General features: G+C 48.8%; 22 protein-coding genes and 1 other annotated feature. All 22 genes read right to left on the reverse strand.

Features of this window, described 5'->3' with window-relative positions:
- Window positions 1-50: 50 nt before the first annotated feature.
- A complete protein-coding gene (pyrE, locus tag D2910_RS04050) occupies window positions 51-680 on the reverse strand; it encodes an orotate phosphoribosyltransferase (RefSeq protein ID WP_117312469.1) in 630 nt (209 codons plus the stop codon).
- Entirely contained in the window at window positions 680-1372 is a 693-nt protein-coding gene (gene pyrF / locus D2910_RS04055) for an orotidine-5'-phosphate decarboxylase (RefSeq protein WP_117312470.1), read from the reverse strand. The genes pyrE and pyrF overlap by 1 nt, the downstream gene beginning before the upstream one ends.
- Window positions 1369-2283: a dihydroorotate dehydrogenase gene (locus D2910_RS04060; protein ID WP_117312471.1), complete on the reverse strand. Its 915-nt coding sequence runs from the start codon at window positions 2281-2283 to the stop codon at window positions 1369-1371. The genes pyrF and D2910_RS04060 overlap by 4 nt, the downstream gene beginning before the upstream one ends.
- A complete protein-coding gene (locus D2910_RS04065; protein WP_117312472.1) occupies window positions 2280-3047 on the reverse strand; it encodes a dihydroorotate dehydrogenase electron transfer subunit in 768 nt (255 codons plus the stop codon). Before D2910_RS04065 ends, D2910_RS04060 begins: the two co-directional genes overlap by 4 nt.
- Entirely contained in the window at window positions 3044-6232 is a 3189-nt protein-coding gene (carB, locus tag D2910_RS04070) for a carbamoyl-phosphate synthase large subunit (RefSeq protein WP_117312473.1), read from the reverse strand. Before carB ends, D2910_RS04065 begins: the two co-directional genes overlap by 4 nt.
- Window positions 6225-7319, reverse strand: coding sequence for a carbamoyl phosphate synthase small subunit (locus D2910_RS04075; protein WP_117312474.1), 1095 nt, complete (start codon window positions 7317-7319; stop codon window positions 6225-6227). The genes carB and D2910_RS04075 overlap by 8 nt, the downstream gene beginning before the upstream one ends.
- Window positions 7316-8596 (reverse strand): dihydroorotase, encoded by a 1281-nt coding sequence (locus tag D2910_RS04080; RefSeq protein ID WP_117312475.1) that lies wholly within the window; start codon window positions 8594-8596, stop codon window positions 7316-7318. Before D2910_RS04080 ends, D2910_RS04075 begins: the two co-directional genes overlap by 4 nt.
- A gap of 3 nt (window positions 8597-8599) precedes the next feature.
- Window positions 8600-9469: an aspartate carbamoyltransferase catalytic subunit gene (locus D2910_RS04085; RefSeq protein ID WP_117312596.1), complete on the reverse strand. Its 870-nt coding sequence runs from the start codon at window positions 9467-9469 to the stop codon at window positions 8600-8602.
- 124 nt (window positions 9470-9593) lie between these two features.
- Window positions 9594-10883, reverse strand: a complete 1290-nt coding sequence (locus tag D2910_RS04090; RefSeq protein ID WP_084245022.1) for a solute carrier family 23 protein — start codon at window positions 10881-10883, stop codon at window positions 9594-9596.
- A gap of 24 nt (window positions 10884-10907) precedes the next feature.
- The gene (pyrR, locus tag D2910_RS04095) at window positions 10908-11444 is read right to left on the reverse strand and encodes a bifunctional pyr operon transcriptional regulator/uracil phosphoribosyltransferase PyrR (protein ID WP_280522408.1); all 537 of its coding nucleotides are present in this window, start codon (window positions 11442-11444) and stop codon (window positions 10908-10910) included.
- A 192-nt stretch (window positions 11445-11636) separates the two neighbouring features.
- Window positions 11637-12548 (reverse strand): RluA family pseudouridine synthase, encoded by a 912-nt coding sequence (locus D2910_RS04100; RefSeq protein WP_101801999.1) that lies wholly within the window; start codon window positions 12546-12548, stop codon window positions 11637-11639.
- On the reverse strand, window positions 12548-13024 hold the full coding sequence (gene lspA, locus D2910_RS04105; RefSeq protein ID WP_101801998.1) for a signal peptidase II: 477 nt from the start codon (window positions 13022-13024) through the stop codon (window positions 12548-12550). Before lspA ends, D2910_RS04100 begins: the two co-directional genes overlap by 1 nt.
- Before the next feature lie 421 nt (window positions 13025-13445).
- Window positions 13446-16208: an isoleucine--tRNA ligase gene (gene ileS / locus D2910_RS04110; RefSeq protein WP_117312476.1), complete on the reverse strand. Its 2763-nt coding sequence runs from the start codon at window positions 16206-16208 to the stop codon at window positions 13446-13448.
- A 43-nt stretch (window positions 16209-16251) separates the two neighbouring features.
- Window positions 16252-16468, reverse strand: a binding site (T-box leader).
- A gap of 55 nt (window positions 16469-16523) precedes the next feature.
- Window positions 16524-17045 carry a DivIVA domain-containing protein gene (locus D2910_RS04115; protein ID WP_084245012.1) on the reverse strand — a complete coding sequence of 174 codons (522 nt, stop codon included), beginning with the start codon at window positions 17043-17045 and terminating at the stop codon, window positions 16524-16526.
- 93 nt (window positions 17046-17138) lie between these two features.
- Window positions 17139-17924, reverse strand: coding sequence for a YlmH family RNA-binding protein (locus D2910_RS04120; protein WP_101801996.1), 786 nt, complete (start codon window positions 17922-17924; stop codon window positions 17139-17141).
- Window positions 17925-17989: 65 nt separating this feature from the next.
- On the reverse strand, window positions 17990-18250 hold the full coding sequence (locus tag D2910_RS04125; RefSeq protein ID WP_084245008.1) for a YggT family protein: 261 nt from the start codon (window positions 18248-18250) through the stop codon (window positions 17990-17992).
- A gap of 20 nt (window positions 18251-18270) precedes the next feature.
- A complete protein-coding gene (locus D2910_RS04130) occupies window positions 18271-18738 on the reverse strand; it encodes a cell division protein SepF (RefSeq protein WP_084245006.1) in 468 nt (155 codons plus the stop codon).
- On the reverse strand, window positions 18738-19406 hold the full coding sequence (locus D2910_RS04135; RefSeq protein ID WP_117312477.1) for a YggS family pyridoxal phosphate-dependent enzyme: 669 nt from the start codon (window positions 19404-19406) through the stop codon (window positions 18738-18740). Before D2910_RS04135 ends, D2910_RS04130 begins: the two co-directional genes overlap by 1 nt.
- 110 nt (window positions 19407-19516) lie before the next feature.
- Window positions 19517-20698, reverse strand: a complete 1182-nt coding sequence (gene ftsZ / locus D2910_RS04140; protein ID WP_084245002.1) for a cell division protein FtsZ — start codon at window positions 20696-20698, stop codon at window positions 19517-19519.
- A gap of 131 nt (window positions 20699-20829) precedes the next feature.
- The gene (ftsA, locus tag D2910_RS04145) at window positions 20830-22116 is read right to left on the reverse strand and encodes a cell division protein FtsA (protein ID WP_084245000.1); all 1287 of its coding nucleotides are present in this window, start codon (window positions 22114-22116) and stop codon (window positions 20830-20832) included.
- Window positions 22117-22220: 104 nt separating this feature from the next.
- A complete protein-coding gene (locus tag D2910_RS04150) occupies window positions 22221-22583 on the reverse strand; it encodes a small basic family protein (protein WP_084244998.1) in 363 nt (120 codons plus the stop codon).
- 2 nt (window positions 22584-22585) lie between these two features.
- Complete coding sequence (locus D2910_RS04155; protein WP_101801993.1) at window positions 22586-23302, reverse strand: DUF881 domain-containing protein; 717 nt, start codon at window positions 23300-23302, stop codon at window positions 22586-22588.
- Window positions 23303-23312: the final 10 nt, after the last annotated feature.

The raw sequence follows: 23312 nt of genomic DNA on the forward strand, positions 1-23312 counted from the left end.
TTCGCTCCACCCTCAAAAATTCTTCCCAAAAGAAAAAGCCGACCACATGGTCAGCCCTTCAATGTTCCTGCCTTTAATCCTTCATGCCATTCCCGTAGCATCGGCAAATCCGCCTGCTCGATTGCTCCTGTACTTGCCGCTTGTTCAACAAGTGCCGGGAAGTCGGTGAGCGTGTGGAATGTGAGACCTGCCGCTTCAATCGCTTCGACAGATTGCGGAAGATCGTATGTAAAAATAGCGACGATGCCGAGCACTTCGAAGCCCGCCTGCTGCAAGCCTTGTGCAGCTTGGATCACCGAGCCGCCTTTAGAAATCAGGTCTTCTACTATTACGACTTTTTTGCCGGGTTCCACTTTGCCTTCGACCATATTGCCTTGGCCGTGTTCTTTCGGCTTGGACCTTACGTAGACCATCGGCAGCTCCAGCAGGTCACTGACCCATGCCGCATGCGGAATACCGGCCGTTGCTGTGCCTGCCACGATTTCGCATTGCGGGTAGAATTCCTTGATCTTGGCAGCGAGTCCTTTGGCGATTTCCTTGCGCACTTTCGGATATGACATCGTCAGGCGGTTGTCACAGTAAATAGGTGATTTGATGCCGGATGCCCATGTGAATGGATCCTGGGGACGTAATTCAACTGCGCCGATATCCAATAAATGCTTGGCTGTTTCCTTCTTCATCATTGACCACTCCATTCCGCTCGAATTTGATTGTAACTGTCTTTCGGATTTGCCGCTTTTGTGATGGCACGTCCGACGACAATATGTGTCGAGCCCTGTCTGCTCGCTTCTGCAGGCGTCGCAACTCTCTTTTGGTCATCAACAGAAGCTTGTGCCGGGCGAATACCCGGTGTAACCCGCAAGAATTCTTCACCACATGCGTCGCCAATCGCTTCCGATTCATGGACGGAGCAGACCACTCCGTCAAGTCCCGCTTCATCTGCCAATCTTGCATAATGGACGACGGATTCTTCCAGACTCGCAGAGATCATTTGCTCCCTTTGCATCTGTTCTTCACTGGTTGACGTCAATTGTGTCACAGCGATCAATTGCGTATCACTGCCTTTGAGTCCGCGTTTGGCAGCTCGCATCATCTCGATGCCTCCTGCCGCATGGACATTGACCATGGCAACATTCAATTTAGCGATTCCCCGCATCGCGGATTCCACGGTATTCGGAATGTCGTGCAGTTTTAAATCCAGGAAGATGTCATGGCCGAGTCGGTTGATTTCACGTACGAGCTCCGGTCCTTCCTGATAGAACAATTCCATACCGACTTTCACGAAGAGACTTTCCTCAAACTGTCCCAAAAATTGCAATGCCTGCTCTTTCGCTGGAAAATCCAAAGCGATGATTGGTCTTTCATTTCTCATAGACGGTGGCTCCTTCCGATTAGCTCCTGGATTGAATCGTATCCCAGTTCATGAAGCCGCTCCGGCAATTTGCCTATGATTTCCGGACATACGAATGGGTTGACGAAATTGGCTGTTCCAACTGCTACTGCACTGGCGCCTGCGGACAGAAAGTCGATGACGTCATCAACGTCTGTGACGCCGCCCATGCCGATAATCGGCAACTGAGTTTGCTTGCTGACTTCGTAGACCATTCTGAGAGCCACCGGTTTGATGGCAGGACCTGATAAACCGCCTGTAATATTGGCGATGACCGGACGCCCGGTTTTCGGGTCGAGCCGCATTCCGAGCAGCGTGTTGATCATCGTGATGCCGTCTGCTCCGCCTTCTTCGACCGCTTTGGCAATTGATACGATGTCCGTCACGTTCGGTGACAGCTTGATGTAGACCGGAACAGATGAAACTTCCTTCACGGCTCTTGTCAATTCTCTCGCGACTGCGGGATCGGTGCCGAATGTGATGCCGCCTTTTTTGACATTCGGACAGGAAATATTGATTTCAAGTGCGTGTACATTTGTTGCTTTTGAGATTTCACGCGCCACTTCCACGTAATCTTCTGTTGTCGTACCCGCAACATTGGCGATGATCGGCACATCGAATTGTTCCAGCCAAGGCAGTTCGGAATTAGAGACGCTTTCCAGTCCAGGATTTTGAAGCCCGATCGCATTCAGCATGCCGGATGAAGTTTCTGCCACACGAGGCGTCGGATTGCCGAGCCGCGTTTCCACCGTTGTCGCTTTGATCATGATGGCGCCGAGCTGTGAAAGGTCATACAGCTGGGCATATTCTTTACCGAAACCGAAGCAGCCGGATGCCGGCATGATCGGATTTTTTAATTCGAGTCCAGGGATCTTTACTGTCATATCAATCATGAAATCACCACTCCCGCTGGAAATACAGGTCCGTCCGAGCAGACTTTGATATAATCCGTTTCTGATTTGGTTGTCCGGCAGACACAGGCAAAACAAGCGCCGATGCCGCAGCCCATCCGCTGTTCATAGGAGAGAAATCCTCTCTTCTGCGGATATGCCCATTGCACCGCTTCAAGCATGGCGGTCGGTCCGCAGCTGAAATACGTATCGAAATCATGCGGCAATTCATTCAGGATATGCGTAACAAATCCTTCCGTGCCGTGTGAACCGTCAACTGTCGCTATATGGGTGTCACCCAGTGCTTTGAATTTTTCTTCATAGAATATCGCCTGTTTGCTTTCAAAGCCTAAAATATGGACCGTCTCGATTCCGCGGCTGTTCAATTGCTTCGCCAATTCATAGAGGGGAGGCACACCGATGCCCCCGCCAATCAGAAAGGCTTTTTTCTCTGCCTGTTCCACTGGGAAGCCGTGGCCGAGCGGGCCCAGCACATCAATTTCGTCCCCGGCTCTTTTGTCAGCCAGGATTTGTGTGCCGCGTCCTTCTGCTCGGTAAATCATTGTGAACCGCTTGCTTTCCTTATCGATGGAAGCGATGGAAATTGGCCGGCGCAGCAATGGTTCAAAACTGTCCGCCACACGGACGTGGACAAATTGCCCAGGCTCTGCCATTTCATCGACCAAGCTGCCTTCAACCGTCAGTTCGAAAATATGCTTGGCAATGGATTGCTGGTCGACCACTTTCATCCGTTCTTGTTTGATCATCTGCCCGCCCCCATTTCTTCTGCAGAAAATGTCATCGATTCGATAACACGGAGCATGGCAGCAGCTGTATCAAGTGAAGTCAGGCAAGGAATGCCATTTTCCACTGATTCCCGGCGTATCCGGAATCCGTCACGTTCTGGCTGTTTGCCTTTGGTCAATGTGTTGATGACGATCTGTGCGTCGCCGCTTTGGATAACATCGAGCAAGGTTCTGCCTTCAGCTCCGATTTTGCCAATCGGTGCAACCGCAACTCCCGCTTCTTCAAAAGCCGCAGCTGTTCCGCCGGTCGCCATGATCTGATAGCCGATTGATTTGAAGCGTTTGGCAAGTCCGACCGCTTCCGTTTTATCTTTATCCGCCACCGTCAGCAAGACCGTCCCGTGATCTTTGATTTCCATTCCGGCAGCCGCCAATCCTTTATACAGCGCTTTTTCGAGTGTCGTGTCCTTGCCCATGACTTCCCCTGTCGATTTCATTTCAGGCCCTAAAGTAATGTCGACCCGGCGCAGCTTCGCAAATGAAAAGACTGGAACTTTTACAAAGACGCCATTGACGCGAGGCGCAAGTCCTGGCGTATAGCCCTGGTCGATGATGCTTTGCCCGAGGATCGCTTTGGTGGCGATATTGGCCATCGGAATTGACATGATTTTGCTCGTGAACGGCACCGTCCGGCTTGAGCGTGGGTTGACTTCGATGACGAACACATCGCCTTTTGATATGACATACTGGATATTCAGCAAGCCGACAATGTTGAAGCCTTTTGCCAGTCGCGTTGTGTAATCCACCAGTGTATCCAGCAATTCCTGGGAAATGTTTTGTGTCGGATAAACCGCGATCGAATCACCCGAATGGACGCCGGCGCGTTCGATGTGTTCCATGATCCCAGGGATCAATACGTTTTCACCGTCAGAGATAGCATCCACTTCGACTTCAATGCCTGTCAGATAGCGGTCGACCAGCACCGGATGCTCCGGGCTCGCTTCCACAGCATGTTCCATATAATGGTTCAGGTCTTTTTCGTTATAGACGATTTCCATCGCCCGGCCGCCGAGCACGTAGGATGGCCGAACCAATACCGGATAACCGATGTTATTAGCGATGACCACTGCTTCTTCTTTCGATACCGCTGTTTTGCCCAATGGCTGCGGGATGCCGATTTCATTCAATGCCGCTTCGAACTTATTGCGGTTTTCTGCGCGGTCTGTGTCTTCAAGCGTCGTCCCGAGAATTTTGACGCCGTTCTGTTCCAGCTTTTCAGCCAGGTTGATGGCCGTTTGTCCGCCGAATTGCACCACGACGCCTTTTGGCTGTTCCAAATCGACAATGTGCATGACATCTTCAATTGTCAGGGGCTCGAAATACAGTTTATCGGAGATCGAAAAATCCGTGCTGACCGTTTCCGGGTTGTTATTGATGATGATCGCCTCGTAGCCCGCTTCTTTGATGGCCCAGACGGAATGCACGGTTGCGTAATCGAATTCCACTCCTTGCCCAATCCGGATTGGGCCTGATCCCAACACGATGACGCTTTCCTTGTCGGTGCGGATGGATTCGTTTTCGTCTTCGAAAGTACCGTAGAAATAAGGTGTTTCCGATTCAAATTCCGCGGCGCATGTGTCGACCATTTTATAGACCGGCATCAATTTCTGCTCCTTGCGCCAGTTGTAGACCTGCTGTTCTGTCGTATTCCACAGTTTCGCGATGGTGCGGTCTGCAAAGCCCATTCGTTTCGCCTTTTTCGCCGTATCGAAATCATATGGCTGTTCTGCCAGCACCTGTTCGTACTGAACGATGTTCTGGAACTTTGTCAGGAAGAACAGATCGATTTTACTCCAGTCGTGAATTGTTTCAATCGTCACCCCGCGGCGCAATGCTTCGCCAATAAAGAACAGGCGCTCATCACCCGCTCGGCGGATCCGTTTTTCGATCCATTCATCGCTCATGGCATCCGCGTTTTTCAAGTCGAGATGGAATTGACCGGTCTCGAGTGAACGGACCGCTTTCAGGATCGACTCTTCAAAAGTACGGCCCATTGCCATAACTTCGCCGGTCGCTTTCATTTGTGTACCAAGATTGCGTTTTGCCGCTTCGAACTTATCGAACGGCCAGCGCGGAATTTTCGTAACGACGTAATCAAGTGCCGGTTCGAACGCTGCGTATGTGCGCCCTGTCACCGGGTTCATCATTTCATCGAGCGTCAGACCGACAGCAATTTTCGCCGCCAGTTTGGCGATCGGATAGCCTGTCGCTTTTGAAGCGAGGGCTGATGAGCGGCTGACCCGTGGATTCACTTCGATGATGTAGTAATTGAAGCTGTCCGGGTCGAGTGCCAGCTGGACGTTGCAGCCCCCTTCGATTTTTAAGGCGCGGATGATTTTCAATGATACATTGCGCAGCATCTGGTATTCGCGGTCAGACAGGGTCTGGCTCGGTGCTGTGACAATGGAATCTCCTGTATGGATGCCGACCGGGTCGATGTTTTCCATATTGCAGACCACAATGGCTGTGTCGTTGGCGTCACGCATCACTTCATACTCGATTTCCTTGAAGCCGGCGATTGATTTTTCAAGAAGACATTGTGTCACCGGGCTGTATTTCAAGCCGCTTGAGACGATTTCCTTCAATTGCTCATCGTTATGGCAGATCCCGCCGCCTGTGCCACCCATTGTAAATGCAGGGCGGACGATCACCGGGTAGCCGATGCGTTCGACAAATCGTTTCGCTTCATCCAGGTTGTGGATGATATCGGAGTCAGGAACCGGCTCCCCAAGTTCATTCATCAACGTACGGAACAGGTCCCGGTCTTCCGCTTTGTGGATCGCTTCCAATTTCGTACCGAGAATTTCAATTCCAAGTTCATCGAGGATTCCGGATTCATCCAGTTCAATCGCCATATTGAGACCTGTCTGCCCACCCAGTGTTGCCAGTACTGCGTCCGGACGTTCTTTTCGGAGGATGCGGCTGACAAATTCCAGGGTGATCGGTTCAATATAGACTTTATCGGCGATTTCCGTATCTGTCATGATGGTCGCCGGATTCGAGTTGATCAGGATGACGCGGTAACCTTCTTCTTTAAGGGCCAAACACGCCTGTGTACCGGCATAGTCGAATTCGGCAGCTTGTCCGATGACGATCGGGCCGGACCCGATTACGAGGATACTTTGGATGTCTTGTCTTTTAGGCATATTGCTGCTCCTTTCGATTTGCACTCATCATTTCAATAAAACGGTCGAACAGGTAATTGGAATCTTCCGGTCCTGGTGAGGATTCCGGATGGTATTGGACGGTGAAAGCCGGGTAATCCAAATGGGACAGCCCTTCATTCGTGCCGTCGTTTAAAGCCTGGTGCGTTACTTTCAAACGTGTGCCCTGTAATGTACCTTCATCCACTGCGTAGCCATGGTTCTGGGAAGTGATTTCAATTTTTCCGGTTTCCAGGTTTCGTACCGGATGGTTGCCGCCGCGGTGGCCGAATTTCAGTTTGAACGTATCCGCTCCGCACGCCCGCGCAAACAATTGGTGGCCGAGGCAGATTCCGAAGACGGGCACTTGGCCGAGCAATTCACCTACCACTTGGACGCATTCTTCGACGTCTTTCGGGTCTCCCGGTCCGTTCGACAGCATGACGCCGTCCGGTCCCCATGCCAGAATTTCCTGCGAGCTTGTATTATAAGGAACGACGATGACATCACAATCACGGTTATTGAGCTCGCGCAGAATGCCGTGTTTCATTCCGTAATCAATCAATACGACGCGTTTGCCACGTCCCGGGCTCGGATATGGGCGGACTGTCGACACTTGAGCGACCTGGTCCGTCTGGAGAGGCGTCACTTTCAGCTTGCTTACGACTTCCTCAACATCCACTTCTTCTCCGGCTGCTGTCAGGATGCCTTTGATGGAACCTTTTGAGCGGATGAGACGCGTCAGTTTGCGTGTATCGATTCCCGAAATTCCTGGGATGCCTTTGGTTTTGAACAGCTCACAAAGCGTCGATTTGCTTCTGAAATTCGATGGGAATTCCGCCAGTTCGCGCACGACCATCCCTTTGACTGCCGGTTCGATCGATTCGAAGTCATCGCTGTTGATGCCGTAATTGCCGATCAACGGGTAAGTCATCGTGACAATCTGTCCGCAGTACGAAGGATCTGATAAAATTTCCTGGTATCCCGTCATGCTCGTGTTGAAGACGATCTCACCTACAGATGCATCGTCGCTTCCGAATGCTGTACCTTCAAATACTGTGCCATCTTCCAAAATCAAATAACGTTTCATTGATGAGCCTCCTCCTGCCAAACGATTTTACCGCCGAATATGGTCATTGCCGGCCAAGCCTTGCACTGCCAGCCGCCAAATGGTGTGTTTTTCCCTTTTGATAAAAATTGTTCCGGGTCGATTTTCTGCTCTTTTTCGAGGTCTAGCAGCACCAGATCCGCTGTCTGATCAATTTTCATCGTGCCATACGGTAAGCCAAATACTTCCGCCGGTTTCCGGGTCATCCAGTCGATCAATTGCTCAAGCGTCCATTTGCCGGTCTCCACGAAATTTGTGTAAAGCAGCGGAAACGCTGTTTCGAATCCGACGATGCCGAACGGCGCCTTACCCATGCCGTTCGCTTTTTCATCAGCCGTGTGCGGCGCATGATCCGTGGCAATAAAATCGAGCGTGCCGTCAAGCAATCCTTCGTGCAGCGCTTCGTAATCCTCTTTAGCGCGCAGCGGCGGATTCATCTTGTAATTGGCGTCATCTCCCGGAATATCGTCTTCCTTCAGCAGGAGATGGTGCGGCGTCACTTCCGCTGTCACTTTAACGCCTGCGCGTTTTGCGTCGCGTATCACTCGTACAGATTCTTTTGTCGAAACGTGGCAGACATGGTAATGTGCGCCCGCCGCTTCCGCCAGCAGGATATCGCGCGCGATGTGGACCGATTCCGCGATGGACGGAATGCCTTTCAAGCCCAGTTCGCGGCTGCGCTTGCCGTCATGCATCACTCCGCCGTATATCAGGCTGTTGTCTTCACAATGGGCGACAATTGGCATATCGATGGCTGCGGCATCTTTCATCGCTTCGAACATCATGCCCGCTTCCTGGATTCCGACCCCGTCATCTGTAAACGCGAAAGCGCCATTTTCTTTCAGTTCATTTAAATTCGTCCGTTCTTTTCCTGCTTCGCGAATCGTGATGGAAGCATACGGCAAAACCCGGATGTGCGCATTCTTTTCGATCAATCCGTTGACGTGCTGGAGGTTTTCTTTCGTGTCCGGCACCGGACGCGTATTCGGCATTGCGCAGATGGTGGTGTAACCGCCTTTAGCCGCTGATTTTGTCCCGCTTTCGATCGTCTCTTTCTGTTCGCCGCCCGGTTCACGCAAATGAACGTGGACATCAACAAATCCTGGTGCAACCATCCGGCCTTTGCCGTCAATCACTTCTTCTCCCTGTGCGGTAAGCTCTGCTCCGATTTCCTGGATCTTTCCATCAGCGACCCGGATATTCACCGGAACCAATTCTCCGTCTTGCAGCATGTTTACATTTTCAATGAATAAATTCATCTCTCAATCTCTCCCTTTCATTGCGTATTCCAGAACGGCCATCCGGATAAAAACTCCGTTTGCCATTTGTTTGAAGATCCGGGAACGTTCACATTCGACCAGGCTGTCGGCAATTTCGACACCTCTGTTAATGGGGGCAGGATGCATGATGATCGCCGAACTCTTCATCTTCTTTTCACGTTCGACCGTCAGCCCGTAGCTTTGATGATATTGCTCTTTTGTCATTGATTGTCCGCCCGTATGGCGCTCGTGCTGGACGCGAAGCAGCATCAGCACATCCGTTTCTTCTATATAATCATCCAAGCGGTCTGAAGTTTCATACCCCCCGCTCCATTCCGGCGGACAGACAAAACTTACTTTGGCGCCCAATTGCTTGAGCGCTGCGGCGTTCGATTTCGCCACGCGGCTATGTGCGATGTCGCCTGCAATCGTCACGTGTAGATTTTCAAAGCCGCCGAATTCCTGCTGTATCGTGTACAGGTCGAGCAGTGATTGTGTCGGATGCTGCCCTGAGCCGTCACCGCCGTTGATCACCGCGAGCCGGATTCCTTCAAGCTGCCGGTAATATTCTTCTTCGCTGTGGCGGATGACCACCGCGTCTACTCCGATCGCTTCCAGCGTCTTCACCGTATCGTACAGCGTTTCGCCTTTCAGGACACTGGAAAATCCCGTTTCAAAAGGCAATGCCGCAATCCCCAGTTTATGCTCCGCCATTTCAAAACTCATCTTCGTGCGGGTGCTCGGTTCAAAGAACAGATTGGCGATTGTTCCGCCAAGTTTCAGCTCTTCATCTTTTTCAAAAGCGGCCGCGCGCCCGATCAAATTCAGTATTGATTCATTCGTCAACGTGTTCATGGTCAATAAATTCGGCATATTCCCGTCCCCTTCCATCAAAAAACACCTTCCTGAGAGCAGGAAGGTGTGAGGAAACAAGGGCATACTTCGCCCTTATCATTCAACCCTTTCCATGCCTCTCTGGACATTCATTAAAAGGTGATTATTCAGTTCCGTCGTCAAGTTCTTGCTTTTCCAGCCCCGGCAGCACCAGGTTCAGGATCACTCCGATGATAGCCGCCAGCGCCATTCCTTCGATAACGAAGGTTTCGCTGAACTCCAGTCTCGCACCGCCGATCCCGATAACCAGGATGACCGATGAAATGACCAGATTGCGTTTATTGCCGAAGTCGATGTTGTTGTCCACCAGCATCCGCAAGCCGGATGAAGCGATGATCCCGAACAGCAGGATTGAAATCCCGCCAAGCACAGCGGTAGGAATCGTTTCGATGGCAGCCATCAGTTTCCCTGCGAAAGAGAAGACGATGGCGAATACCGCTGCACCTAGGATGACGTAGACACTGTATACGCGGGTAATGGCAAGGACGCCGATGTTTTCCCCGTATGTCGTTTTCGGCGGACCGCCGATCAATGAAGAAATAAATGTTCCAAGACCGTCGCCCAGTATCGAGCGGTGAAGCCCCGGATCTTTTATGTAATTCCGGTCAACGATTTTGCCAAGTACCAATTGGTGGCCGATATGTTCCGATATTGTAACGATGGCGATCGGCACCATGATGAACAATAAAGTCGGTGTGACCTGGAAAGAATAATCGACACCCGGTATCAAAAAGTCCGGCACCGCAAACCAGCTTGCTTCCCCGATTTTCGTGAAATCAATGATGCCGATGGCGGCAGAGTAGGCATACCCTACCAGTAAACCGATCAGGATCGGCATCAGGGAGATAATGTTCTTAAAGTAAATCGTACAGATGATGGCAGTCATTAAAGTGACGATCGCTGCTGAAAAGTGCAGCAAGCTGTATTCCGAAGTATTGTTTGCCGCCGGAATGGTCATTGCCATATCTACTGCAGTCCCTGCCAAAGCCAGTCCGATTACGATAATGACCGGTCCGACTACGATCGGCGGCAAGATTTTCATCAGCCAGAGATAGCCGGTTTTCCAGATGATCAGCGATACGAGCGCATACACAGCAGAAACGAACATGGCGCCAATCATCGCTGAGCCGATGCCTCCTGATTCGGTTGCAACCTGTATCGGCACGATAAAGGCGAAAGATGACCCCAGATATGCTGGCACTTTAAACTGTGTGATCAGTACAAATATGATGGTGGCGATGCCGCTTGTAAGAAGCGCGATTGCCGGACTCAGTCCGACCAGCTGCGGGACAAGAATCGTTGCGCCGAACATGGCGAACATATGCTGCAGGCTCAGTGAAATCCACTGGCCGGTTTTTGGTTTATCCTGTATATCGAGTACTGCTTCGCTCAAATCTTTCTCCCCCGTCTCTCTCTACTATTCGTGTATGGCCACGCGGTCTTTGCCGTCGCTTTCCTTCATCTCGACAACGATGCGTTCGTTGCTGGAAGTCGGGATGTTCTTTCCGACATAATCCGATCGGATCGGCAGCTCCCGGTGTCCCCGGTCAATCAGCACTGCCAATTGAATCTGTGCCGGTCGGCCGATATCCATGACCGCGTCCATTGCCGCCCGTACCGTCCGTCCCGTATAAAGCACGTCGTCGACCAGCACCACTTTCTGCCCTTCAATGCTGTGGCTGATATCCACCTGTTGTACCAGCGGTTCATTGTTCGTATTTTTGACGCTCAAGTCGTCCCGGTACAATGTGATATCGAGCTCTCCTGTCTTGATGGCTTTGCCTTCTATCTTCTCAACTTTTTCTGCCAGCCGCTTGGCGATGAATGCACCGCGCGTTTTGATGCCGACTAGGATGATGTCATCGATTCCTTTATTGCGTTCGATAATTTCATGGGCGATCCGTGTGATGGCTCTTGCCATTGCCTGCTCGTCCAGAATGTCCGCTTTTTCCACCATATTCTTCTCTCCTTTTAGGCAAATAAAAAACCTCCTGCCAGAGGGCAGGAGGATATATGCGCAGAAAATTCCAGCACGGAAGACAGACTTCCGGCTTGCGTAAATACCTTCTCAGCCTCTCTGGACTGTTTTTAAAGGTGTTGTTATTCGATTGGTTTTTTCAAGTATAAAGAACAACTTCGGGTTTTGTCAATCCTTCTTGCGAAGAGATTCCAGAAGTTCTGCAAATTCCTCAGGCATTTCCGCCGAGTATTCCATGTATTCTCCCGTTTTCGGATGATCAAAACCGATCACTTCCGCGTGAAGCGCCTGGCCGCCGATATCCATTGTTTTCTTCGGTCCGTATTTCGGATCGCCGACTAACGGATAGCCGATATATTTCATATGGACACGGATCTGGTGCGTGCGCCCTGTTTCAAGACGGCATTCGACCAATGTGAAATCACCGAAACGCTCAAGAACGCGGAAATGCGTCACCGCATGCTTGCCTTTATCCACAACAGCCATGTTCTGGCGCTCTTTCGGATCGCGTGCAATCGGTGCTTCGATTGTTCCTTTGTCATGGGGGATATGGCCATGTACAAGCGCAATATATTTACGGGTCACACTTTTTCTGACCAATTGATTGACCAGTGAAGTATGCGACGCGTCATTTTTTGCGACCATCAGCAAACCGGATGTATCTTTATCGATCCGGTGGACGATTCCTGGACGTACGATGCCGTTGATGCCGGACAAGTCGGTGCAATGATGCATAAGACCGTTGACCAGCGTACCATGCGAATGGCCAGGCGCCGGATGGACGACCATGCCTTTCGGTTTGTTGACGACCAGTACATCAGCATCTTCATAGACAATCTCCAAATTCAAATCTTCCGGTACAACATCCAATTCTTCAAGAATCGGCGGTGTGGCGATGATGACGTCTTCAAGACGCACTTTATAATTCGGTTTGACTATCTGGCCATTGACCCGGACTGCCCCGTCTTTCACCCAATTGGCAATCTGTGAACGCGACCAGTCTTCATCCATAGCAGAAACTGCTTTGTCGATTCGTTGTCCCGCCATTTCTTCTGTTACCTGTATAGTTAAATCTTCCATTAAGACACCTTTTTCTTTTCTTGTTTTTCGTCATAGATCACGAATATGATCATCAGGATAACCCCGATTGTCAGTGCAGCGTCGGCAATATTAAAAATTGGAAAGTCGTAATTGATGACCGGAATCAGGACATCCACAAAATCGACGACTTCGCCGCGAAGCATCCTGTCGATGAAATTCCCGATTGCGCCGCCGAGGATCACCATGAGGCTCAGCTGGAACAGCGGCTGTCCTTTGGCGTGCTTATGGAAATAATAGAGGATTCCCGCGATCACCGCAATGGTGATGATGGCAAACAGCCACATCTGTCCTTCAAGCATCCCCCAGGCAGCACCTCTGTTGCGATGCGACAGCCAGCCGAGATAAGGCTCAATGACTGGAATTCTTTCCCCGATTTCCATGTTCTGCAGGACCAGCCATTTTGTGAATTGGTCTGCTGCTATAATTACCGCTGCAATTGCATAATAAATAAACATATGTTTCCCCCGTCAAATCATCTGTCATTCTATTTTAACACAATCCGCCACAAAAAAGTGAAGGCCTGGAGAGCCGGCTTTCCGGTTCTCCAGACCTCAAAAATTTATTTGCTAATTTTATAACCGATATTCCGCAAAACAGCTGCGCTTTCCTGGGGGCTCGCGCTGAGCTAACTCGGGCTAGGTACCCGTCGCCCGAGTGGATCTCAACACTTCGCTCGTAAAGGAGTTGGAAAGCCAACTCCTTTACTATTCCCCTGGGAGTCTTCGCTGTTTTGCTCCATATCTTTAGAGACTACTCTCAGCGCTGACGCGGCTCAGGACTGGACGAAGCACTAAGACGAGTGGTTTTCTCGGCTTAGTGTGGGAGTCTTGTCCAAAGCGTCGAAGCGGTATCTGAACAATGCCTCATCGCTTTACATTAACTATAATGCTTCTCCACAACATCCGCACATCTCGGGCATAGTGTCGGATGGGCTTCGCTTTCACCGATTTTGTCAGAGATTGTCCAGCAGCGTTCACATTTTTCACCTTGTGATTTTTGGACGGCAACTGTCACGTTGTTCAAGACAAGAGCATCAGCCGGCGCATTGTCAGGCGATCCGCCAAACTCGTAGTTGGACACGATCAACAGCTGCGCTACATTGTCATCGACAGACGCCAGAAGATTTTTCGTTTCTTCTGAACCGTAAACTGTGACTTTCGCTTCCAGCGATTTACCGATTGTCTTCGCTGCACGCGCTTCTTCCAATGCTTTCAGTACATCATCACGGACATCCATGAATTTCTCCCATTTCACTTCAAGATCTTTGAAGCTGCTGTTTTCCACAACTTTCGGGAAGTCCGTCAACTGGACGCTGTCTTCTTCGACAAATCCAAGATACGACCACATTTCATCAGCTGTATGCGGAATGATCGGCGACGCTAATTTCAGGATGGCCATCAATGAATCGAACATGACCGTCTGCATTGCGCGGCGATGCGGATGGTCGGCTGCTTCGATATAAACGACGTCTTTTGCAACATCCAGATAGAATGAACTCAAATCGTTCGCACAGTAATTATTCAAAGCATTGTAGATTGTCGCAAACTCGTAGTTTTCATAACCTTTACGGGCTGTCTCAATCATTTTCTGCAATTTCATTGCCATATACTGATCCATTTCACGCATGTCTTCGTAAGCGACGCGATCTTCTTTTTCATTAAAATCAGCAAGATTTCCGTGAAGGAATTTCAGCGTGTTGCGGATTTTGCGATATACTTCTGAAACTTGTTTGAAGTTTTCATCAGATACGCGGACATCAGCCGTGTAATCGACGGACGCAACCCACAGGCGAAGAATATCGGCACCCATCTGGTTCATCACTTTTGCAGGAACGATGACGTTTCCGAGAGACTTACTCATTTTGCGGCCATTGCCGTCGAGTGTAAAGCCATGGCTCAATACGCCTTTATATGGCGCGATTCCGTTGATTGCTACACTTGTTGTCAGCGAAGAGTTGAACCAGCCGCGGTATTGGTCAGAACCTTCAAGATAAAGATCTGCCGGGTATTGAAGATCGTCGCGCTCATCAAGCACTGCCTGATGGGATGATCCTGAGTCGAACCAGACATCCATGATATCGAGTTCTTTCGTGAAGATGCCGTTCGGGCTGCTCGGATGTTCGAATCCTGACGGCAACAGTTCTGCAGCCGGACGTTCGAACCAGACATTCGATCCGTGTTCACGGAACAAATCGGCGATATGCGCGATTGTTTCTTCGGTGATGATCGGGTCGCCATTTTCTGCGTAAAATACCGGAATCGGCACGCCCCAGACGCGTTGGCGTGAAATGTTCCAGTCACCGCGGTCGCGCAGCATATTGAACAGTCGCGTTTCGCCCCATGCCGGCGTGAACGTTGTTTCATTGATCGCTTTCAGGATATTATCGCGGAATGCATCAATCGATACGAACCATTGTGCAGTTGCACGGTAGATAACCGGCTTTTTCGTGCGCCAGTCATGCGGATACGAGTGCGTGATGAACGTCAAAGCTTCTAGAGCTCCTGCAGCGTCCAATGCTTCAGTGATCGCTTTATTGGCTTTATCGTAGAACTGGCCTTCGAATCCTGGAGCTTCTTCTGTAAAGACCCCTTTTTCATCGACCGGGCAAAGAACGTCAAGGCCGTATTTTTTACCGACCAAAAAGTCATCTTCCCCGTGGCCAGGTGCTGTATGAACGCAGCCTGTCCCTGAATCGACAGTAACATGGTCGCCGAGCATCACAAGCGATGTACGGTCATATAATGGATGCTTCGTCAGGATATTTTCAAGCTCCGCACCTTTCATTTCACGCACGACTTTAGGATCTTCCCAGCCCAGTTCAGAAGCGACTTCATCGAGCAGTTCACGTGCAATCACGTAAAGGGAGCCTTTCGCTTCCACTTCCACATAATCCAATTTCTCATGGACCGTGATTCCAAGGTTTGCAGGAATCGTCCATGGCGTCGTTGTCCAGATGATCAATTTCGTTCCTTCAGCAAGAACGCCTTTACCGTCTGTCACCGCGAATGAAACATAGATGGATGGAGATTTCTTATCGTGATATTCGATTTCCGCTTCTGCAAGTGAAGACTCACTTGAAGGGGACCAGTAAACGGGTTTCAACCCTTTATAGATATAGCCTTTGTTCGCCATCGCACCAAACACTTCGATTTGGCGTGCTTCATAGGATGGTTTTAATGTGACATAGGGATTTTCCCAATCGCCGCGTACACCAATGCGTTTGAACTGGCTGCGCTGGCTGTCGATCTGCTCATAAGCGTATTCTTCACATAACTTGCGGAATTCCGCCAATGTCATTTCTTTGCGGTTTACGCCTTTATTCGTCAAAGCCTGTTCGATCGGCAGGCCGTGTGTATCCCAGCCTGGAACGTACGGTGCGTTGAAGCCCATCATTGAACGTGAACGCACAATCATGTCTTTCAGCACTTTGTTCAGTGCATGGCCCATATGCAAGTCGCCATTGGCGTATGGCGGTCCATCGTGCAGGACGAAGAACGGCAGATCTTTCGTCCGTTCCTGAACTTTTTTATAAATTTCCATTTCTTCCCACTTAGCTTGCAATTCAGGTTCCCGGTTCGGCAAATTGCCGCGCATCGGAAAATCTGTTTTCGGCATCAATAATGTGTCTTTGTAATCCATCAAAATTCCTCCTGTAAGCATAATAAAAAGCCCCCCATCCCTGGAAAGGGACGAGAAGCCAGACTCGCGGTACCACCCTTGTTGCAGTTTTAGAAAACTGCCACTCGAACGCCGTATCGTGGCGAAACGGAACCGGCTACTGGTTTTCCCCGGTTCTGCTCAGGAGTGATTTTCTTCATAGCTTTCAGCACCGGGCTCCCACTGTCCCCGGCTCGCTTTCCTGAATCAGCTATGCTTACTGTCTCCGTCAACGCATTGGATCATATAATTGCTGTTGCTAGTATGCCGTAATTATAAAGAGTGTTGCCCTCTTAGTCAAGGACGGTAGTCTTCGTTATTGTCTTCCAGTTTATCAAGTGTCGTCGTATCGACGTCATACTCCATCAACGATTCCCAGTCGTCTGTGTCGATCAGGTCAAGCTGCGCTTCCACAATCATTTTGAAACGGTTGCGGAAAACTTTCGACTGTTTCTTCAACTCTTCGATTTCCATCGCGATGCGACGCGCTTTCGTCAAAGATTCGTTGACGATGCGGTCTGCATTCTTTTCCGCTTCGCGGACGATGAGCTTCGCTTCTTTTTGCGAATTGCGGCGTACTTCTTCCGCTGCTTCCTGGGCGATCACAATCGATTTCTGCAACGTCCCTTCGATTGTCGTGAAATGGCCGACACGTTCGTCGGTTTGTTTCAAACGCTCTTCAAGGTCTTTTTTCTCTTTCAGCAGGATTTCGTAATCCTTGATGATCTGATCCAGGAATTCGTTCACTTCATCTTCCTGGTATCCGCGAAACGCCTTGCTGAATTCTTTATTATGTATATCCAACGGGGACAATGGCATTCAGTGCACTCTCCTTAAATTATGTTTGTTACTTTCCATTATACCGCCCATTGCATGAAATATCAGTATAATTTTTAATATTCCATGCGCGGGCTATTTCCGTTGTTCCAACCGTCCGATCTGGAGCCGAACTTTGTCTTTCTTCGTTCTGCCTTCAATCATGAGGACCTTGATCCGGCCGAATCCTCTCGACGAAATCATGTCCGACTCATGCAATTCGAACGACGGCTGTTCCTGCACCGTCCAATTCACTTTCACCTTGCCGCCGTGAATCAAAGCTGCAGCTTTTTGGCGCGATATATTATAGACGGAACTCATCACTGTATCGAGACGCATCGAGCTGACAGTATGGGATTCTTCATGCCATTCTTCCGTTGCTGTAATCATTTCGGATACGTCGTCCACTTCGATCAATTGCACTTTCACTTTTGCCGCTGAAACGAAATTGGTTTGCAGATACAGGCTTACTTCATCCGCCACAGCGAATTGGATCCTTTCGCCGTCGATCCGGATATCGCCGAATTTGCTGCGGTCGAGTCCGACTGACATCAGCGATCCCAAGATATCCGGGTGGCGCAGCGTGACGAATTTAACCGGATACTTCAATTCGAAGACGGTGATATCGAAATCCTCGTCGGTCGGTTCGTAATAAGATGGGTACAATAAAACCCGTTGGCGTTCTGCATCCGGAAACAAACCGCGTGATTCCATACGGATTTCGTTCGACCCAAGCACCGATTTAACGATGAATCGTTCACGTGGATCCAAAAAGTCCGTCAGTTTAGGCGTATAGCGGTCTTCGACTTCATTCATCCAGCCTGAAACCTGCTCGATGAATTGCTGTTCTTCTTTTCTGAAATGCTGAAATATGGAGTCCATAGGGCTGCTCCTTTCCGAATTAATCTTTTATCAAGAAAAAAACCCCACTTTATGTGAGGTTATGGTTAAAGCATTCCGAATAATACTGAAATCCCTCTGCTTGCTAATAGCAATGTGTAGATGGCGATGATTGGCGAGATGTCGATCATGCCAAGCGGCGGGATGAATCTTCTGAAAATGTCCAGGTATGGATCCGTTAGGCTGGTAATGAACTGGCCGAACCGTGATTCTTTGATGCTCGGAATCCAGCTCATCAGGACGCTGGCAATAATCAGATAGAAGTAGATATTTACAGCAGTTAATATAAACAATTCAATATATGCCATCAGTTATTTATGCACCTCTTTTATTGTTCTTCATCGTAGTAGAAATCGGAAATGGCGCCGTCCACTTCCACTGTGTCAGGTACACAAAGGAAAATATCCGTTCCGATGCGCTGGATATCGCCGCCAAGGGCATAGACAGTACCGCTCAAAAAGTCGATGATCCGAAGACCCTGGCTTTTTTCGATACGCTGTAAGTTGACTACTACAGCACGTTTGCTTTTCAAATGTTCTGCAATATCCTGGGCTTCAGCGTATACACGCGGTTCCGCCAAATGGACTTTGGAAGATTTTGAAGCTGCAGTCTGCAAGCTGACCAAATTAGGGACGTTTGCTTCTGTAGCTTTTTGGCGGCGCTCTTTTGGTGATTTACGGATTTCAGGGCTGGCTGGCTGCTCTTGACGGGTAGCCTGCTGGTTTTGCTGCTGCGGCTGATCTTCTTCATATTCCTCTAAATAAAAGAAATTTTTGAATGAATTTTTAATGCTCATCATTCTGCCTCACTTTCTGAACCTATTAATGCAGTCCCGATGCGAACAAAAGTCGCCCCTTCCTGCGCTGCTATCAAATAATCATTGGACATGCCCATTGAAGTTTCTGTGCACGGGGCATGCGGCCATTCCCGTTCAGCGACATCCAGCTGCAAGGCCTTCAAGTCACGGAACACTTTTCTCAAGACTTCTTCATCTTCGACATTCGGGGCCATTGTCATTAAGCCTACTACATTAATTTTATCATATTGCTCCAATGTTTTGATGAAATCAAGCGTATCTTCCGGAAGGATTCCGCTTTTGCTGTCTTCTTTCGACACATTTACTTGAACAAAACAATCGATGACATGCTCTGCACGTTTTTGGATCTCTTTTGCAAGACTTAAACGGTCCAATGAATGCAGATAATCGATATCATTGATGATTTCCTTAACTTTCCGGCTTTGAAGATTGCCGATGAAATGCCATTCCGCTCCATGCTGAATCGCTTCGAATTTCTTTTGAAATCCTTCAGGACGATTTTCCCCTAAATGCTGGATGCCGGCTTCAATCGCTTCCTTCGTGCGTTCGATACCGACCTGTTTTGTGACAGCGATCAGGTTGATGCCTTCCCGGATGGAATCCAATTCTTTTTTTATATTTTCATAAACTGGTTTGATAGGTTTCATATATTCACAACTTTTCCTGGATGTTCAGTTAATTGTACCAAGTCTGCAGTTATTTATCAATTACGCTATTTTGCAGAAAAAAACAGCTGCCAATTTGGCAGCTGTGTGGATTAACGTCGTTTTTGTCTGTTGCGCAGGAAAGTAGGGATATCAAGTGCATCATCCTGTGGTTTTTCCTGGCGTACAGGCTCCTGCTGATAAACCGGCGCCTGTTCTTCACGGCGTTGATCTTCGCGGCGCGCTTCGCGCAGCGTCGGCTGTGGAGCTTGCTGCTGCTGGATCGATTGGACACGGCTTGTATTCAAACCTGAGCCTCTAGGTGTTCTTGGCTGAAGCTGTTCTTCGTTGAATCCTGTAGCGATAACCGTAACAATGATTTCATCTTTCAAATTGTCATTGATCACCGATCCGAAAATCATGTTCACATCTTCGTCAGACGCGGATGCGACGATATCGGCTGCTTCCTGAACTTCATAAAGGCTAAGATTCGATCCGCCAGTGATATTCATGAGAACACCTTTCGCGCCATCGACTGATACTTCCAATAACGGGCTGGATACCGCTTTTTTAGCAGCTTCAGACGCACGGTTTTCACCTGAAGAAACACCGATCCCCATCAATGCTGAACCTTTATTCGACATGATCGTTTTCACGTCCGCAAAGTCAAGGTTGATAAGTCCAGGCACTGCAATCAGGTCCGAGATGCCCTGAACACCTTGGCGAAGTACGTTGTCAGCTTCTCTGAACGCTTCAAGCATAGGTGTGTTTTTATCGACGATTTCAAGAAGACGGTCATTCGGGATGACGATCAGCGTATCGACTGATTCTTTCATCTGTCCAATTCCGCCGATTGCCTGAGTCGAACGCTTGCGTCCTTCAAATGTGAATGGACGTGTCACAACACCAACAGTCAAAGCGCCAAGTTCTTTAGCGATTCCTGCGATTACAGGAGCTGCACCAGTACCTGTACCGCCGCCCATACCGGCAGTTACGAATACCATATCGGCTCCGCGCAATGCTTCTTCAATCTGTTCCTTGCTTTCTTCAGCCGCTTTTTTACCGACTTCCGGATTTGCGCCTGCACCAAGTCCACGCGTCAATTTACCGCCGATTTGAAGGCGGACTTCAGCTTTTGAAAGGTTCAATGCCTGAGCATCCGTGTTTACCGCGATAAATTCGACACCTTTTACTCCGTGTTCAATCATGCGGTTAACAGCGTTATTTCCGCCGCCACCGACACCGATAACTTTAATTACTGCCATAGCATCTACTGTTGTATCAAATTCCAACATTCTTTTTCCTCCTAAAATTGCTCTGCTCTGTGAGTAAGCATGATGCAATGTTTTTTTAAGCTCAAGAAAGTATACGTTTTAAGATTAAGCGGATTTGGGGAAGTGAAACTGCACTTCCGCTCTTCTTTTCTTTATTCAAAAAATCTGTCAAACATTTTTTTGGCTTTTGTTACGACGCCATCGCCGTTCTCTTTTGGCTGTTTTTGCTGTCTCTGCTTCTGAGGCTTCGGTTCCTGCTCGACTTTTTGCTGGTTGCCGAGTGCAGCGCCGCTTCCAATGCGCCCGTAGAAAACGTCTTCCATATAAGCGTATTGGATCAAGCCGACCGAAGTCGTGTATTGCGGTTCCCTTACTCCGATATATTCAGGAGTGAACAAACGCACACGCGTCTGCAGAATGTTGCGTGCCAATTCAGGAAGGCCTTCAAGCTTCGCCATGCCGCCTGTTAAAACGACGCCTCCTGGAAGGTCCTGAACACCAAGGCGGTAAAATTCATCCAAAATCAATTCGAAAAGTTCTTCCAGGCGAACTCCGATTATTTCAGATATGTATTTCTGACTGTATTGCTCTTTCGTATCAGATCCGATTACCGGGACCTCGAACAATTCGTCTTCAGATGCATTATCGTAGAAAGCATGACCATATTCAAGTTTAATCTTTTCAGCTTGGTCTGTAGGCGTTTTCAGAACAATGGAAAGATCCTTTGTCACATGGTCGCCGCCGACAGGAATGACTGTTGATGCTACAAGATGGCCATCCTGGAAAATAGCGATGGATGTTGATCCCCCGCCAATATCGATGCAGGCGGTGCCATGATTTTTCTCATCCTCTGTCAGTGCATAATATCCTGCTGCGAGCGGTTGTGGATAAATATCCCGGATTTGAAGCCCGGCTCTTTCCACGCATCGCAGAACATTATGTAAGATCGTCTTGGATGTCGTCACCATTGTACCATCCATCTCAAGGCGAATCCCAATCATACCCCGCGGATCTTTAATTTCATCCAAATGGTCCACGATATATTGCTCAGGAATGATATTCACCAATTCGCGTTCTGGGGGAATAGACATAACCTGTGCAGCTTCGAGCACCCGATCCATATCATCATCCGTAATTTCACGGTTTTCACTGTTTACTGCGACTACACCTTTAACGCTTTGCAGCATCATCTTATTTGCGGGAATGCCCAATACCACTTCGTGAATAGATTTGCCGATCATCCGTTCAGCCTGATCGACAGCTTTTTTGATGGATTGCACAGTCGCATCTATATCAACGATAGCACCTTTTTTAATGCCGTTGGATTTTACGTTCCCTACACCGATGACGTGCAACGATTTATTCGCCATTTCTCCGATCAATACTTTAACCGACGAAGACCCGATATCTAAACTTACATACAATTCTGATTGGCTCAATTCGTGGCACCTCCTTATTTTATTCCAGTTATTATTATTCTATTGTAAATTATACACCTTGTCTAAGTAATTTGATGCAATATTTTTTCATTTCATCAGAAAATTCAAACTGATTCCCGGACACTCTTTTTTTCTGTCCATTTGCTGAGTAATATGCGCCGGATAACTGCAATGTTCTGGAATAACCTGACCCCGAAAGCGAAAATCGCTGCGAGATACAGATCGACTCCAAGATGGACTCCGAGAAATGCCAGCCCGGCTGCCAGCAAAATATTGAAGAAAAATCCTGACACAAAAACTTTGTCATCGTAGACCTGCTGCAGATGAGCTCTAATGCCTCCGAAGAGAGTGTCCAAAGCGGCAAGAACTGCGATTGACAAATAATTGGCGTATTCCGGCGGTATCCGTATATCTGTCAACAGGCCAAGTGATAAGCCAAGAATCAGCCCTAAAATTGAAAGCCACACCGCTATTCCTCCTCCGCCGCTTCTAAATATTCGAGCTCTAGCTCGCCGTCGTAGCCTTCTACTGTAATTTCTTCCTGAGGCTCCATTACATTCACTGATAAATTGTCGATATAAAAATTATCCAGTATTGGAGATGCTTTTAGATGATTGGAAAGTTTCTCTGCATTGTCCAGTGTACCTGCCGCAATTTTCATCTTAAAAGGCGGTGTACCGATCGGCTTGCCGTTGATCGCAGTCCGTCCGTTAATATCACGGATAGGGCTTGTGTTGATAACTCTTTTTCCATCTATTGACAGCTCGATCCCTTTGAATCTGTTGATCTCGTTAACAAACCGGATCAACAGAGCCGGTGAAATCTGTTCTATATTTTGACCCGTAACTATCGCTTCCTGTGAAGGTTCGATATGTACTTCGAGGCCCGGACCAGTTATTTCAGTCAGACCGGCATCCTGCCGCAGCACTTCCACTGTTTCTTTTAAAACTTGTTCAGGACTGTCATTTGCTGCTTTTTCATATTTTGATAAGGTTTCATCCAATGTACCGATTTCTGATAATAACTCAGAGTGAAGCTGCTTTTCCCTTGCTAATTCCTGCCTGATTTCCCAAACATCCCGAGTATCCCTTGAATCTGGTTCGTTGACGGTATTAAACTGGATGGCGGTCATCAGGCCGATGACGAATAAAATCATCGTAAACCGGGAAATAACTTTCTTTTTCATGCAACTCCCC

The sequence above is a fragment of the Planomicrobium okeanokoites genome, from assembly GCF_003428875.1.
Taxonomy (GTDB): domain Bacteria; phylum Bacillota; class Bacilli; order Bacillales_A; family Planococcaceae; genus Planococcus; species Planococcus okeanokoites.